Origin of the sequence: Streptomyces sp. S4.7 (assembly GCF_010384365.1) — a bacterium.
GTDB lineage: Bacteria > Actinomycetota > Actinomycetes > Streptomycetales > Streptomycetaceae > Streptomyces.
In genome coordinates this window covers 7428584-7442715 of the sequence record NZ_CP048397.1, presented here as the reverse complement: position 1 = coordinate 7442715, position 14132 = coordinate 7428584, and the positions used below count along the sequence as shown (strand labels likewise).

13 protein-coding genes and 1 pseudogene are annotated in these 14132 nt (G+C 72.3%); 9 read left to right on the top strand and 5 right to left on the bottom strand.

Annotated features, from left to right (window positions below; translation table 11 throughout):
• Nucleotides 1–6 precede the first annotated feature (6 nt).
• Together SSPS47_RS32715 and SSPS47_RS32710 are read right to left on the bottom strand one after the other, a co-directional pair.
• On the bottom strand, nt 7–1416 hold the full coding sequence (locus SSPS47_RS32715; RefSeq protein WP_164254051.1) for an aldehyde dehydrogenase family protein: 1410 nt from the start codon (nt 1414–1416) through the stop codon (nt 7–9).
• 7 nt (nt 1417–1423) lie between these two features.
• Complete coding sequence (locus SSPS47_RS32710) at nt 1424–2179, bottom strand: (5-formylfuran-3-yl)methyl phosphate synthase (protein ID WP_164254050.1); 756 nt, start codon at nt 2177–2179, stop codon at nt 1424–1426.
• Nucleotides 2180–2419: 240 nt separating this feature from the next.
• Here SSPS47_RS32710 and SSPS47_RS32705 point away from each other — a divergent pair, with 240 nt between their 5' ends.
• The 5 genes from SSPS47_RS32705 to SSPS47_RS32680 all read left to right on the top strand — a co-directional run bounded on the left by SSPS47_RS32705 (nt 2420) and on the right by SSPS47_RS32680 (nt 8712).
• A complete protein-coding gene (locus SSPS47_RS32705) occupies nt 2420–3091 on the top strand; it encodes a HEAT repeat domain-containing protein (protein ID WP_164255264.1) in 672 nt (223 codons plus the stop codon).
• Nucleotides 3092–3094: 3 nt separating this feature from the next.
• Nucleotides 3095–4102: a HEAT repeat domain-containing protein gene (locus SSPS47_RS32700; RefSeq protein WP_164254049.1), complete on the top strand. Its 1008-nt coding sequence runs from the start codon at nt 3095–3097 to the stop codon at nt 4100–4102.
• Between the two features lie 137 nt (nt 4103–4239).
• Nucleotides 4240–4857 (top strand): TetR/AcrR family transcriptional regulator, encoded by a 618-nt coding sequence (locus SSPS47_RS32695; protein ID WP_164254048.1) that lies wholly within the window; start codon nt 4240–4242, stop codon nt 4855–4857.
• A gap of 246 nt (nt 4858–5103) precedes the next feature.
• The gene (locus tag SSPS47_RS32690) at nt 5104–7095 is read left to right on the top strand and encodes a DUF2264 domain-containing protein (RefSeq protein WP_164254047.1); all 1992 of its coding nucleotides are present in this window, start codon (nt 5104–5106) and stop codon (nt 7093–7095) included.
• Between the two features lie 468 nt (nt 7096–7563).
• Nucleotides 7564–8712: an ROK family transcriptional regulator gene (locus tag SSPS47_RS32680; protein WP_164255263.1), complete on the top strand. Its 1149-nt coding sequence runs from the start codon at nt 7564–7566 to the stop codon at nt 8710–8712.
• 123 nt (nt 8713–8835) lie between these two features.
• Here SSPS47_RS32680 and SSPS47_RS32675 read toward each other — a convergent pair whose 3' ends face one another.
• Nucleotides 8836–9249, bottom strand: coding sequence for a DUF4190 domain-containing protein (locus tag SSPS47_RS32675; protein ID WP_239065157.1), 414 nt, complete (start codon nt 9247–9249; stop codon nt 8836–8838).
• 288 nt (nt 9250–9537) lie between these two features.
• On the opposite strand from SSPS47_RS32675, the gene SSPS47_RS32670 reads away from it, so the two are divergent.
• Both SSPS47_RS32670 and SSPS47_RS32665 read left to right on the top strand, forming a co-directional pair.
• Nucleotides 9538–9789, top strand: coding sequence for a DUF6400 family protein (locus SSPS47_RS32670; protein WP_147874600.1), 252 nt, complete (start codon nt 9538–9540; stop codon nt 9787–9789).
• Nucleotides 9773–10018 (top strand): hypothetical protein, encoded by a 246-nt coding sequence (locus SSPS47_RS32665; protein ID WP_164254046.1) that lies wholly within the window; start codon nt 9773–9775, stop codon nt 10016–10018. The genes SSPS47_RS32670 and SSPS47_RS32665 overlap by 17 nt, the downstream gene beginning before the upstream one ends.
• A gap of 43 nt (nt 10019–10061) precedes the next feature.
• Here SSPS47_RS32665 and SSPS47_RS32660 read toward each other — a convergent pair whose 3' ends face one another.
• Nucleotides 10062–11387 carry an aspartate aminotransferase family protein gene (locus tag SSPS47_RS32660; RefSeq protein ID WP_164254045.1) on the bottom strand — a complete coding sequence of 442 codons (1326 nt, stop codon included), beginning with the start codon at nt 11385–11387 and terminating at the stop codon, nt 10062–10064.
• Nucleotides 11388–11477: 90 nt separating this feature from the next.
• On the opposite strand from SSPS47_RS32660, the gene SSPS47_RS32655 reads away from it, so the two are divergent.
• The gene (locus tag SSPS47_RS32655; protein WP_203558135.1) at nt 11478–12383 is read left to right on the top strand and encodes a LysR family transcriptional regulator; all 906 of its coding nucleotides are present in this window, start codon (nt 11478–11480) and stop codon (nt 12381–12383) included.
• 110 nt (nt 12384–12493) lie between these two features.
• Nucleotides 12494–12616, top strand: a pseudogene (locus SSPS47_RS35830) (RNA polymerase subunit sigma-24); the annotation flags it as partial.
• Between the two features lie 264 nt (nt 12617–12880).
• Here SSPS47_RS35830 and manD read toward each other — a convergent pair.
• Complete coding sequence (manD, locus tag SSPS47_RS32645; RefSeq protein ID WP_164254043.1) at nt 12881–14092, bottom strand: D-mannonate dehydratase ManD; 1212 nt, start codon at nt 14090–14092, stop codon at nt 12881–12883.
• Nucleotides 14093–14132 lie beyond the last annotated feature (40 nt).

Sequence of the window (14132 nt, the reverse complement as noted above, 5' to 3'; positions counted from 1 at the left end):
TCGCCCTCATGCCGCCTCCGGACGGTGCACGACGAACGGCCTGAGGTTCCCGTAGAGCCCCCACAGCCCGCCCGCGACGCCGACACCGCTCTCCTTGATGCCCGCGAAGGGCTGGGCGAGGGAGAGTTCGGCGTGGTGGTTGATCCACGCCGTCCCGCACTCCAGCCGGTCGGCCACCGCCCCGGCCCGGTCGAGATCGGTTCCCCATACCGAGCCGCCGAGCCCGAAGCCGGTGTCGTTGGCCGCCTCGACGGCTTCGTCGACGCTCCCGTAAGGCAGCACCGGCAGGACCGGGCCGAACTGCTCCTCCGTCACCACCGGGCTGTCGGGCGGGACATCGGCCAGGATGGTCGGGGCGTAGAAGTGGCCCGGCCTGTCCAGCCGGTGGCCGCCGGTCACGATCCGCGCGCCGTCCGCCAGGGCACGGGCCGTGTAGCGCTCGACGCGGGCCAGTTGAGGGGCGTTGTTGACCGGGCCCAGTTGCGAACCCGCGTCGAGACCGGGTCCGACGATCGCGGCCTTCGCGCGCCTCGCGAGGGCCTCGACGACGTCGGAGTACAGCCGGGCCGGGGCGTAGACGCGCTTGACCGCCATGCAGACCTGCCCGCAGTTGCGGAACGCCGCCCAGAACAGCCGGTCCGCGATCCGCTCCACGTCGGCGTCCTCCAGCAGGATGGCCGCATCGTTGCCGCCCAGCTCCAGGGTGACGCGGCCGAGCGTCGCCGCCGCCCCCCTGGCGACGGCCCGTCCGGTGGGGATCGAACCGCTGAAGGTCACATGACGGATCCCCGGGTGCGAGGCCAGTCGGGCGCCGAGGGGTTCATGACCGGTGACGACCGTCAGCACGTCCTCGGGCAGCGCGCCGGAGATGACGGACACCAGGCGCCGTGTGGCAAGTGGTGTGAAGGGAGAGGGCTTCAGCACCACCGTGTTCCCCGCGGCGAGCGCGGGCGCGAACTTCGCCGACGCGAGCTGGAGGGGAAAGTTCCACGGGACGATCGCGGCGACGGGCCCGAGCGGTCGCCAGCGGATCTCGCCGCGTACCGGGCGGCCGTCCGTGATCTGCCGAGGCCCGGGCCCGGGGGCCAGCTCGGCGAAGTAGCGCAGCCGTGCGGCCGTGCGGGCGATCTCCGCGTACGACTCGGCCAGCGGTTTGCCCTGTTCTCGGGTGAGCAGGGGGGCGAGGTCCGCGCCGGCCGACTCCACGGCGTCGGCCGCTGCCAGCAGCGCGGTTGCGCGGGCGGCGGGGTCGGTCCGCCATCCTCGCCATGCCGTCTCGGCCCTGCCGACGACGGCGTCCAACTCGTCCGGCCGCTGCTCCGGAGCGTCCTCGAAGATCTCGCCCGTCGCCGGATCGCGTACGGCGAAGCGCTCGCCGCCGGTCCGGGACGCGCGACGGGGCTGAGTCGTCGGCATGCCGCGGTCAGCTCGCGGCGGCGAGGGCGGCCGAGTGTTCCCGGGCGTGCCGGTCCATCTCCGCCCGGAAGTCGGCCACCAACTGGGGCTGAATCCTTCCGGTGTTGCGGTCGCCCCCCTGGCAGACGGCCCCGCGCACCCCCACGATGTCCGTACCGATGCGGGTCAGCGTGCCGAGGTCGCCCACCTTCACGCTGCCCGCGAGTGCGGCGAGCAGATCGGCCTCGTGGGCGAGCCGGACGAACTCCTCGCAGACCTCGGGCGCAACGTGGTCGAACAGCCGTGTCCCGTCCTTGACCGCGGTGTCGAGCATGGCCGCGTCGGACCCGGAGACGCGCGCGATGTCGGGCAGGGCGAGCGGGTTGACGCAGCCGATCCGGTGGGCGTCGGCGTAGCCCGACGCGACGACGAACGCGTCCGGCCGGTGGTCCTTCACCGCCCGGACCACCCCTCGCATGACATCGACGGCCTGTTCGGGCGTCGTGCATCCGTAGAGGCCGACCTTGATGTACGTGGCTCCGGAGACGGCCGCACCGAGTGCGGCCTGTGCCACCGTGCCGGGCTTGTACGGCACGTCTCCCACGGTGGCGGACACCGGCTTGTCCGCCGGAACCGCGTCGCGGATCTCTCTGATGACCCACGGGAAGTTCGCACCGAGCGAACCCTCGTCGGGCTTCTTGACATCGACGATGTCGAGATACTCCGCCGCCTTCGCGCAGTCGAGGGCCTCCTCGACGCTGTCCGGGGAGATGAGAAGCAACAAAGTGGACTCCTTCCACCGCAGATGCACCTGCCGGGCGGCAGGTGTGCGGAGTCGTCTGGATCCCTTTCGGGTCTGGTCATCATTACGGCGGCCCGAGCCCGCCGGTAGGGCGTGCGGAGTCCGAACGGATACGGCCGGGGAGCACCCGGTGCGCCGTGCGCGCCGGTTCGAACCGGCTCCTTTGACCTTGACACGGTGACAGGCCTTTCACTGCTCACCAGGGAGAAGGAGGTGGTCTCGATGACGGTCACGGGACAGGACACGGATGCGATCCGGGTGCTCCGGGGGTTGGAGGACGGCCGTTCGTCGGTGCGGCTGCGGGCCGCCCTGGCGGCCGGCACGACGCCCGACACGCGCTTCGTCGGCAAGCTGGTCGAGCGCTCCGCGGTCGAGCCCGAGTTCTTCGTCCGCGACATGCTGACCTGGGCGCTCACCCGCCACCCGGTGCCCCTGACCCTTCCCGAACTGCTCCGTGAAGTCCGCTCGGGGCGTGGGCAGGCACGGAGCCAGGCACTGCATACGCTGTCCAAGATCGGAGACCGGCAGGCGTGGCCGGTCATCTCACGGGCACTTCTGTCCGACGCCGACGACGAGGTGGCGCGGAGCGCCTGGCGGGCCGCGGTCGTGCTCGTACCAAAAGGTGAGGAGCCCGCGCTGGCCACGGTGTTGGCAGGACAGCTCGGGCGTGGTGGGCGGGAGACGCAGCTGAGTCTCAGCCGGGCTCTGATCGCGCTGGGCGAGGTGGCCGGGCCGGCTCTGCTCGCCGCGACGACGGCTGTTGACCCGTCCGTACGTGCGCACGCGCTCGCCACACAGCGGCTGTCGCGCGACCCGGACGCCGGGTTCGGGTTCGCGATCGAGGAGGCGAAGCGCGTCGTGGCCCTCGGAGGGTCCGGCCAGGAGGGAAAATAGGGCGTGTTGATCGGTGAGGTGGCGCGAAGGTCCGGGGTCAGTGCCCGCATGCTGCGGCATTACGAGTCGCTGGGTCTGGTGCGTCCTTCGGGTCGTACCGGCTCCGGCTACCGGGAGTACTCCGGGGCGGACATCCGGCGGATCTTCCATATCGAGGGCCTGCGTTCGCTGGGTCTGTCGCTGCGTGAGGTCGGGCGCGCGCTCGACGATCCCGCGTTCACGCCCTCGGAGCTCGTCGGCGACCTCGTCCGTCGGACGCGTGAACGCATCGCGGCGAAGACCGGGTTGCTCACCCGGCTGCGCCGGATCGATGCCGCGGCTCCCGCCGGCTGGGAGGACGCCCTCCAAGTCGTCGCGGTGCTCCGGGCTCTGGGGTCCGAGAGCGCCGACGCGCGCCAGCGAGCGGCCCTCTTCTCGGCCGAGGAGGTTCCGGTGCCGGTGGAGGCCCTGGTCGAGGCGGCACTGAGCGAGACGGATCCGAACGTCGCCGGGGCGCTTCGCTGGGCGTTGGCGCGCTCGGGCGACGACGGTCCGGCGCCGCTGCTGGCGGAGGGCGTCGGCTCACCGGTGGCCGCGGTGCGGGAACGTGCCGTTCGGGCCCTCGCCGAGCTGCCGGGTGACGAGGCCGCCGCGCGACTGCGGGACGCTCTGGAGAACGCCGACGTCGTGGTCCGCGGATACGCGGCTCTGGCGCTCGGGACACGTGGTGAGCCCGATGCGGTCCCGACGCTCGTGGACATGGTCGTGGAGGGGAGGAACGACACCGACGCGGCCGATGCGCTGAGCGTGCTGGCGGGCGACCGTGCGACTGCGGACCGGATCGCGACCGGCCTCGTCGACCGCCTCGCCCACGGCGCCACCGAAGTGTCCGCACGCGGACGGCTGACCCAGGCGCTGGCGGGAATCCCGGGGCCGAGGGCGTCACGGGCCCTCAGGGAGCTGTCGCACGACACGGACCCTTCCGTCGCGCTGACCGCGGCGTACCTCCTTCGGCTGCGCGACGCGGGGTGAGTCCCGTCCGGTGGGCCGGAGTGGGACGGCGACGAACGGGCCGTGGCCCGGTCTGCCATCATGGGCGAAACGGAACGTCGCTCCGCTCATGACACGGAGGCCGGTTCCGTTCCATGACCCATGGAAGGAGCGTCGCGGTGAACGACAGCGGCCGTAGCACGGGAAGCGCGGCCTGTTCCAGGCGCAAGGACGCCCGGCGCAACCGCCAGACCCTGCTGGACGCCGCCGCGACGGTGTTCGTCGACTCGGGGGTGGAGGCGCCGGTACGTGACATCGCGGCCGAGGCCGGTGTCGGGATGGGCACGGTCTACCGCCACTTCCCCACCCGCGCGGATCTCGTCATCGCCGTCTACCGCCACCAGGTCGACGCCTGCGCCGAAGCCGGTCCCGTCCTGCTGGCGGCCGGTCCGACGCCCCATGCCGCTCTGGGGCGGTGGGTCGATCTCTTCGTCGACTTCCTGGTCACGAAGCACGGCCTCGCGTCCGCCATGCACAACGACAAGGCCCGTTTCGAGACGCTGCACGCCTACTTCCTCGACCGCCTCGTGCCGGTGTGCGCGCAACTCCTCGACGCCGCGTCCGCCGCCGGTGAGATCCACTCCGACCTCGACGCCCTCCAGCTCATGCACGGCATCGGCAACCTCTGCATCGGCGCCGACAGCGACCCCGACTACGACGCACGCCGACTGGTCGCGCTCCTGGTGGCGGGACTGGGCCGGGCTCAGGAAGTGTCCGACAACCGCCGTCGGGCGTGACGCCGCGGCTGCCGCGCGCCTGACGGCGCAGCCGGTGCGCAGCGCGAGGTACGCGGGCTCGGGCGGTACGCGGTCGCGGAGATCGCCCGGTCCGAGCGCCTCCAGGCCGCCCTCGACGACACCCGCAAGGGGGATCATGCAGGGCAGGGTCCCGCTGCACGAGCGGGACGAGGTCAAGAACTGGCGCAAGGAACTCGACGACCGGATCCGCGCCGAGTTCGAACAGGCATGGGAGACCCGCACCTCATGAATCGAACCCCCGCCGAGGACCGCGCCCACTGGGAGCGGACCGCCGACCGGCTGCTGCTCGCCGTACGGCCGTACGCCACCGACGAGCACGCCCTGATCCGGCTGCCCGGCCCGCCGAGCCGCAGCGGCGTACGCAGCGACGGCCTCGAAGGCTTCGCCCGCACCTTCCTGCTGGCCGGCTTCCGGCTGGCGGGAGCGGGCGGCGCCGACCCGCACGATCTCGCCGGCTGGTACGCCGCGGGTCTGGCCGCGGGTACCGATCCGGACAACCCGGAACGCTGGCCCACCTTCGCCGAGTGCGGCCAGGCCAAGGTGGAAGCCGCCTCCATCGCGCTCGCGCTGCACGAGACACGGCCCTGGATCTGGGACCGCCTCGACGACCGGGTCAGGAGCCGGGTCCTCGACTGGCTCGCGCCGATGGTCGGCGACACGATGCCGGGCAACAACTGGGTCTGGTTCCAGGGCGTGACCGAGGCGTTCGCCCGCACCGCCGGCGGGCGGTGGAGCCGGCAGGACCTCGATCACGTCATCGCGCTGACCGACGGCTGGTACGCGGGCGACGGCTGGTACTCCGACGGGCTCACCGGCGGCGAACGGCGCAACTTCGACCACTACAACGGCTGGGCCATGCATCTGTACCCGCTCTGGTTCTGCCGCATCCTCGGCGACGCGGCCCCCGCAGGGCTGCTCGACCGCTACCGCGACCGGCTGCGCCGCTTCCTCGCCGACCAGCGGCTCCTGATCGGCGCCAACGGCTCACCGCTGATACAAGGCCGCTCGCTGACCTACCGGCACGCGGCGCTCGCGTCCGTGTGGACCGGGGCCCTGTTCGACGCCACACCGCTGGCGCCCGGCGAGACCCGCGCGCTCGCCGACCGGGTGCTCGACCACTTCACCGACCACGGCGCCGTCGACGACCGGGGGTTGCTCACCCTCGGCTGGCACCGGCCGTTCCGCGGGGTGCTCCAGGCGTACTCGGGGCCCGCGTCGCCGTACTGGGCGAGCAAGGGCTTCATCGGTCTCGCCCTGCCTCCCCGGCACCCGGTCTGGACCGAGGAGTTGACTCCGCTCCCCGTCGAACAGGGCGATTTCACCCGCGCGTTGGCCGCTCCCGGCTGGCTCGTCTCGGGCACCGCGTCCGACGGTGTCGTACGCGTCGTCAACCACGGCGGTGACCACGCCGACCCGGCCCGGCCGCACGCCGACGACCCCTGCTACGCCCGGCTCGCCTACTCGACGCACACCGCGCCCGAGACCCCCGGCGACCCCACGGCCGGCCACGGCACCCAGGAGGACACCGGTCCGCTCGACAACGCGGTCGTCCTGCTGGACGCGGCAGGGCGCGCCTCGCACCGGCGTCCGGCGACCAGGGTCTCCTTGGACGGCGCCACGGCCGTCTCGCGTTCTCGCGCCCACTGGCCGGCGGACTCCGGATGGGACCCGTTCGGCGGACCCGACACCCGTTACACACTCGGCCCTTGGATCACGGTCGGTTCGGCGTTGCGCGGCTCGGTCGAGGTACGGGCCGTACGCGTCGACGGCGACCCCGGGGCCGGGCATGTGCTGCGGATCGGTGGCTGGGCGCTCGCGGCCGATCCGCGAGCCGCACCCGCGCCCGGACCTGTCGACGGTGACACCGCCCGGGTCGAGGGCGTCGGAGGGCTGGTCTCCGTCGTGGTCGGCGCCCACCGGCTGCCGGTCGCCTCCTTGGTGCCCGGCACCGACAGCAACGCCCTCGGCGCCGTGTCCGCCACCCCCGTCGTGGAGAGCGAAGGGCCCGTGGCCCACGGCACCGTACACATCGCCTTCGTCCATCTCGGCGGCACCGACCCCACCACCCTGCCCCGGGTCACCACCCGCGCCCTGGACACCACCCTGCTCGTGGACGTGACCTGGCCGGACGGCGTGCGGGACACGGTCCGGCTCCCCGCTCCCGACTCCGAGTGCCTTGCCGAGTACGGCCCTTGGAAGGACCAGCACCGTGCATGACGACCGCCGGATCGTCGAGACCCGGATCCGCGAGCTCCTCGACCGGGTGATCCGCCCCGCCCTCCACAGCGCCTCGTGGCCCTGCCCCTGAGCGCCTGGCGCGTCAACGGCGGACCCGTCCCCGTGGCCGACGCCCTGCACGCCGGCTACGAGCCCTTCGCGCTCGGCGCCACCGGCTCGCGGCTGTCCGCGGCTTCCCCCTCAGCGCCGCGTTCGAGTGCGATCTGCTGGAGCGGCCGGAGCGGGAGCCGGCTCACCTGCCCGGCGGGGAATCCGTGGATCCCGGGTTCCGGCCGTTCCAGATCCGCACCCTGCGGCTGCGTCCCGGCATGGACGGGGGCGACGACACTTGATCGGTCGGGCGGTTGGGTACGGCGCGGCCGGGCGGCTGACGGCGGCACGCCCCGCGCACGGCCCACCGCGTCGTACCATTCCAACGATCTGTTGCCTCAGGCCAATCTGCCGCGTATGGGGGACTTCAACGAGTCCGTGATCCTGGACGCGATCCGCAGGCACCCGGCGGGCTTGAGCCGGGTCGAACTCGCGCAGGCCACCGGTCTCTGGGCGCAGACGGTCTCGAACATCACGCGGCGGCTGCTCGACCAGGGCGTGGCCCGTGAATCGGGGAAGCTGAACACCGGCAGCGGGAAGCCCCGCACACTCCTCGAAATCGTCCCGACGTCCCGGTACGCCGTGGGGGTGCACCTCGACCCCGCCGTGATCACCTGCGTCCTGGTGGACCCTCTCGGCACGGTCGTGGGCCATCGCAGCCGGCGGACCCCGAGCGGTGGTGACACCGACGGGACCGTCGCGGACATGGCCGCCTCGGTGCGCTCGCTGGTGGCCGAGTCCGGGCTCGGCGACGAGCGCGTGCTGGGCCTGGGCATCGCGGCGCCGGGGCCGATAGACGCGTCCGCCGGCTGGGTGGTGGATCCGCCGGAGCTGGCCGGCTGGGGCCGCTACCCGCTGCGCGAGCGGCTCAGCGAGGCGACCGGACTCCCGGCGCTCCTCGACAAGGACGTCACTGCGGCGGTCGTGGCGGAGCGCTGGGCGGGGGCGGCGACCGAAAGCCGCAATCTGCTCTTCTTCTATCTCGGCACCGGCTCCGGGATGGGACTGGTGGTGGACGACACCGTGCTGCGCGGTGTCTCCGGGAACGCGGGCGAGGTCGGCGGACTCGGCGCGGCCTGCTCGACGCGGACGCTCGTGGACGAGGCCATCGCGCTGGGTGTGCTGGGCGCCGAGTACACGGTGCTGGATCCGGCCGACGCCCAGCGTGGTCTGGAACGGCTGGCGCGGCTGGCCGCCGAGGGTGACGCGCAGGCGGACGGCATCATCGAGCGGCTGGCCGTCCGGATCGGCCGGGGCGTCTGTGCGGCGGGGACGCTCCTGGACGTCGACACCATCGTCTTCGGCGGACCGACGTGGCTCGTGCTCGCCCCTCGTCTTCTCAGGACCATCGAGCCGATGGTCGCGCGCTCCCCGTTCGTCAGGGCGACCCGTCCGACGGCGGTCCTGTCCACCACGCTCGGTGAGAACGTGGCCGCGGTGGGGGCGGCGTCCCTGGTCCTCGACCAGGCCCTCTCCGCGCAGCCGAGGTCCCTGCTGCTGGGGTGAGTACGGGCGCCGGGGAGCCGGGTACGGAGCACCGGGCCGGGAACGGGCCGCGTGTCCCCGATGGACCCGCGGCCCGTTCCCGTTCGTTCGGGTCGCCGTCGCGGGGGATCGCATGACGGCCGGTCAGTTCTCGACGTCCTCGGAGAAGTCCTCCGCGCACCGGTCCTTCTCGCTCTGGCTGTCCGCCTGCTGCATGCGGTCGCCGAAGTTGTCGAACTCGTCGGAGTTCAGCAGCGACACGCCGATGATGACGAGCACCGTCGAGACGACGAGCCCCAGCGCGCCGAGGACCACGCCGACAATCGACATGGTCCGGTGCGGCGCGCGGCCACCGCGGGCCCGGCGGATACCCATGATGCCGAGCACCACGGCCAGCAGGCCCAGCACGATCCCGCCGACGACCGTCCAGAAGAGGAGGCAGGCGATGATGCCCAGCACCAGCGCGGCCACCGCGAGGGGATTGCTTTGTGCGGGCGTCGGCTCGGGCGCCGTGTAGGGCGCCGCGCCGTCGGCGGCCTGGTGGGGGTAGTTGGGCATGGACATCGACATCACGCCGCGCGGACACAGCACGGACACGGTGTGTGACGCGTGGTGGGCCTCACGGGCCCGGTCCGGCCATGACGTACGTCACAGCGCCGGTGGCGGACGGTGACCGCGTACGGGAGCCGTCGCCGTCAACGGCCCGTCCCCGGGCGCCGATCGGCGGGCGCTCCCCCGGCGGGCCGCCGACGCGCGGACACCGGGGCAACTTAGGTGACCCTTCCCTGGCACCGTGGTCGCCTGGTAGAGCTGGAGGTGTTCCGTCAACGCATCGGAAGTCACGCAATGAACCAGGACAGCACCGGCGACCTGACCCCCTTCTCGATCGACCTCACCTTCGAGGAGGCCCGGCGGCGCGCCGAGGTCGTGACCGCCCTCGGTCCCCACTGGGACCCCAGGGCCGCGCTCCAGGGCGAGGACGAGGCGTACGCGCTCCTCTACTCCGGACTGGACGCCGAGCAGCAGCGCGTCTACGACATGCTGGTGGAGGCCGGCGTCCTGCCGGGTGAGGAGCCGGGCCGTGCGGCAGCCCATTGACCCGCAGGCGGACCCCTCCCGCCGCGCCTGGCTGCCGTGCCCCGTCTGCGACAACGCCCGTCACTGCGCCACCTGCGCCGACCGCCGCAACTGCGACCGGCACTGGCGCTATCTGATCTCCAACAACGGGCCGGTCGTCCACCTCCAGTGCCCGCTCTGCACCCACATGTGGTCGCTCGACACCCGCCCCGGTGTGACGCACCGGGACGACACCGCCTCGCACCTCTGAGCGGCCCTCCGGTCGGTACGGGACGTCCGGGCGTTCCGGCGCCTCAGTGCGCGGCGGTGTCACCGATCGCCTGGTCCAGGATCTCCAGGCCCAGCGAAAGCTCCTCCTCGGTGGCGGTCAGCGGCGGTGCGATCCGGAAGACCCCACCCATGCCGGGGAGCTGGACGATGTTCATGTGCAGGCCGAGTTCGAGGCAGCGGCGGGTGACCCGCGCGCCCAACTGGTCCGGACTCCGCCCCGTACCGCCCTCCACGACGAGTTCGAGCCCGGCCAGCAGGCCCCGGCCCCGGATGTCGCCGACGACCGGGTGGCGGCCGGCGATGTCGGTCAGGCCCTTGCGGAGGAACCCGCCGAGCGACCGGGCGCGTTCGTCGAGTCCGTCGTCGGTCAGGACGTCGAGGACGGTGTTGCCGACCGCGGCGACGAGCGGGTCGGCGACATGCGTGGTGAAGAACAGGAACCCGCGTTCGTACGCCTCCTGCTCGATCTCGGCACTGGTGATCACGGCCGCGAGGGGAAGCCCCGCGCCGAGCGTCTTGGAGAGCGTGAGGATGTCGGGGACGATGCCGTCGCGCTCGAACGCGTACCACGTACCGGTACGGCACAGACCGGTCTGGGCCTCGTCGAGGATCAGCAGCATGCCGCGTTCCCGGCACTTGTCCCGCAGGGCCGCGAAATACCCGGCCGGCGGCTCGATGACCCCGCCCGAGCTGAGAATGGGCTCGACCAGGCACGCTGCCAGGCTGCCGGTCGACTGGGCGTCGACCAGCTCGAACGCGAAGTCCAGCTGGCGCCGCCAGTCGAGCGATCCGTCGGCCGTGGTGAAGTCGGGCCGGTACGGGTTCGGCACGGGGATGGCGAAGTTGCCGGGAGCGGCCGGGCCGTAGCCCTTGCGCCCCGCGCTGTAGGTGGCGGACGCCGCGGCCTGCGTCATGCCGTGCCAGGACCGCGCGAACGAGACGATCTCGTGTTTGCCGGTGACGAGCTTGGCCAGCCGGATCGCGGCCTCGTTCGACTCGGCGCCGGTCGTCAGCAGCAGCGCCTTCTCCAGCGGTGCGGGCAGTGTGCCGGCCAGCCGGCGGGCGAGATCGACCACCGGGCGGCTGAGCATGCCGCTGTAGAGGTGGTCGAGGGTCGCGGCCTGCCGCTGGACGGTGGCGACGATCGCGGGGTGCGAGTGGCCGAGTATCGCGCTCATCTGGCCGGAGGTGAAGTCGAGTATCTTCCGGCCGTCCGCCGTGTACAGGAAACTCCCGGCGGCACGGTCGATGATCTCGCGGGTGAACTCGGCTCCGTAGCGGACGAGGTGCCTGTCGGCGTCGGCCCAGAAGCTGTCGTCGGACGGCGGGTCGGTGATCGAAGCAGCCATGCCTTCGACGGTAGGCCGCGCCCGAGCGTCACGTCCATCTCACGATTGTGGCTTTCCTGTTCGGTGAAACCGCACAACAATGGCGACGTGATGAATCCCTGGAGGCTGCGGCTGCTGAGCCAGCTGGACACGCTGGGCACCGTGCGGGCGGTCGCGCAGGCCGCCAACCTCAGTCCGTCGAGCGTGTCCCAGCAGCTCTCCGTGCTGGAGGCGGAGACGCGCACGCGGCTCCTGGAACGGACGGGACGGCGGGTGCGTCTGACCCCGGCCGGACTGATCCTCGCGCGGCGTGCCCGGGCGATCCTCGATCACATGGACACCGTCGAGGCGGAGCTGCGCGGGTTCGGCGAGGAACCGGTCGGGCTGGTGCGGCTGGGGGCCTTCCAGAGCGCGATCCACACCATGGCCGTACCGGCGGTGACCCGTCTGGCGGGTGAACACCCGCACCTGGATGTGGAGTTGCTCCAGCTGGAACCGCACGAGAGCCTGCCCGCGCTGCGCGGCGGCGACGCGGACATCATCATCACGACCACGAACTTCGACGATCTGCCTCTGGGGCCGGACCTCGATCTCGTACCGCTGGCCACCGACCCGGTCCTGCTGGTCGTACCGCCCGATCACCCGGCTGCCGGGCGCGGCGCGGTGGACCTCGCCGCCTACGCGGACGAGCCGTGGGCGTTCGACGTGCCCCAGTCGTACATGGCCAATCTCGCGCTGCGGCTGTGCCGTCAGTCGAGGTTCGAGCCACGGGTGGTGTGCCGCTTCAGCAACTACATGATGACTCTGCAGCACGTCGAGGCCGGGCTGTCGATCGCGCTGCTGCCCGGCCTGGCCGTGGACAGCCGGTATCGCGTCACCACCAGGGAACTCGCGAGTCCCGTGACGCGCACGATCACGGCGGCGGTCCGCCGCGGCTCACCGCCTCGCGCGGCGGTGCGCGTCGTACTGGACGCGCTGCGGCACACTCCGGGCCTGCCGGCACCGGGTCGGGACTGACGCCGCCGGCGCGGCGCCGGCCCGTGAGTCCCGCATGAGGCAGGTCACTTCAAGAGGAAAACCCGCCCGCCGCGGCCGGCGTCTGACCAGTCAGGAGAACGCCCGCCGAGCTGGACGAGGAACACCGCGGCCGGCTTGTGGCCAGGGGCGACCGCGCGGCGTTCGAGGAGTTGTACCGGCGCACCGCGCCATGGATGGCGCTACGGCTGCGCCGTCGCCGCTCGGACGAGCAGAGCCGCTCGACGGGACCCCGCGCGCCGTGGGCCACCAGGTCTCCCCCGCCGGCCCCGTGTGGAAGAGGCTCACGGCGCTGCCGCCGGCCGAACAGCGTGCCCGTATCCGCGTACGCCTCGCCGGACCGGGACGGTAGCGGGGTGATGGCGCGACGGTGGCGAGACGGCCGGACCGGCGGCGGGGCGTCCCTCTCGGTCGTACGAGTGGGGACGCCCCGCCGGGCCGGCTGCTCGTGCGGGGCCGGTCGCCCGGCCCCGCACGTCTCACCAGTCGTGGACGCTGCCGTCCTGGAGACGGTTGACCGGCAGGTAGGCCGGTTCGTACGGGTGGGCGGCGGCCAGGTCCTCGTCCAGCTCGACGCCGATGCCGGGGGCCTCGCCCGGGTACAGATGGCCGTCGGTGAAGGTGTAGGCGTGGCGGAACACCCGGTCGGTGAGCGGGGTGTGGCCCGAGTACTCCTGGATGCCGAAGTTGTGCACCGCGAGGTCGAGGTGGACGGCGGCGGCCATACCGACGGGGGAGATGTCCTCGGGACCGTGGATGGCGCTCTTGATCTGGTACTGAGCGGCGAAGTCGAAGAGTTTGCGCAGCGGCGAGACCCCGCCGAAGTGGGTGACCGCGGAGCGTACGTAGTCGATCAACTGCTCGGTGACCAGGGTCTGGTAGTCGTACACCGTGTTGAAGACCTCGCCGACGGCGAGCGGGGTCGTGGTGTGCCGGCGCACCAGACGGAGCGCTTCCTGGTTCTCGGCGGGCGTGCAGTCCTCCAGCCAGAACAGCCGGTACGGCTCCAGGTCCTTGCCGAGCCGGGCCGCCTGGATGGGGGTGAGCCGGTGGTGCGCGTCGTGCAGCAGGGGCAGTTCGGCGCCGAACTCCGACCGTACGGCCTCGAAGACTGTGGGGAGGTGGCGCAGGTACGCGGCGGTGTCCCAGTCCTCGACGACCGGACGCGGATGCGCGGGCTCGGCGTCCGCGCCGGCTGCGGAACCGCCCACGCCGTACACGGTCTTGAGGCCCGGTACGCCGGTCTGGACGCGGATGGCCGGGTAGCCCCGCTCCAGCTTCTCGCGTATCGAGTCGAACAGCTCCGGCAGATCCCGTCCGCTCGCGTGCCCGTAGGTGCCCACCCGCTCCCGGCTCGCGCCGCCCAGCAGTTGGTAGAGGGGCAGTCCGGCCGCCTTGGCCTTGATGTCCCACAGGGCGACGTCGACCGCGGCGATCGCGGCCATCGTGACCGGGCCGCGCCGCCAGTACGCGCCGCGGTACAGCGACTGCCAGATGTCCTCGATCCTGTGCGGGTCGAGCCCTGTGAGGAGGGGGACCACGTGGTCGCGGAGGTAGCTCACGACCGAGAGCTCCCGACCGTTGAGCGTCGCGTCGCCGAGACCGGTGAGCCCGTCGTCCGTCGTGATCTTCAGGGTGACGAAGTTCCGGCCGGGGCTGGTGACGACGACCTTCGCGTCGACGATCTTCATGGTGTTCGCTCTTTCCGAGCCGCCAAGGGGACGGCTGTAC

Bases quoted from the DNA above. Each gene is read 5' to 3' on its own strand.
- SSPS47_RS32715 (WP_164254051.1), bottom strand. From the start codon at position 1,416: ATGCCGACGACTCAGCCCCGTCGCGCGTCCCGGACCGGCGGCGAGCGC.
- SSPS47_RS32705 (WP_164255264.1), top strand. From the start codon at position 2,420: ATGACGGTCACGGGACAGGACACGGATGCGATCCGGGTGCTCCGGGGG.
- SSPS47_RS32690 (WP_164254047.1), top strand. From the start codon at position 5,104: ATGAATCGAACCCCCGCCGAGGACCGCGCCCACTGGGAGCGGACCGCC.
- SSPS47_RS32680 (WP_164255263.1), top strand. From the start codon at position 7,564: ATGGGGGACTTCAACGAGTCCGTGATCCTGGACGCGATCCGCAGGCAC.
- SSPS47_RS32675 (WP_239065157.1), bottom strand. From the start codon at position 9,249: ATGCCCAACTACCCCCACCAGGCCGCCGACGGCGCGGCGCCCTACACG.
- SSPS47_RS32670 (WP_147874600.1), top strand. From the start codon at position 9,538: ATGAACCAGGACAGCACCGGCGACCTGACCCCCTTCTCGATCGACCTC.
- SSPS47_RS32660 (WP_164254045.1), bottom strand. From the start codon at position 11,387: ATGGCTGCTTCGATCACCGACCCGCCGTCCGACGACAGCTTCTGGGCC.
- SSPS47_RS32655 (WP_203558135.1), top strand. From the start codon at position 11,478: ATGAATCCCTGGAGGCTGCGGCTGCTGAGCCAGCTGGACACGCTGGGC.
- manD (WP_164254043.1), bottom strand. From the start codon at position 14,092: ATGAAGATCGTCGACGCGAAGGTCGTCGTCACCAGCCCCGGCCGGAAC.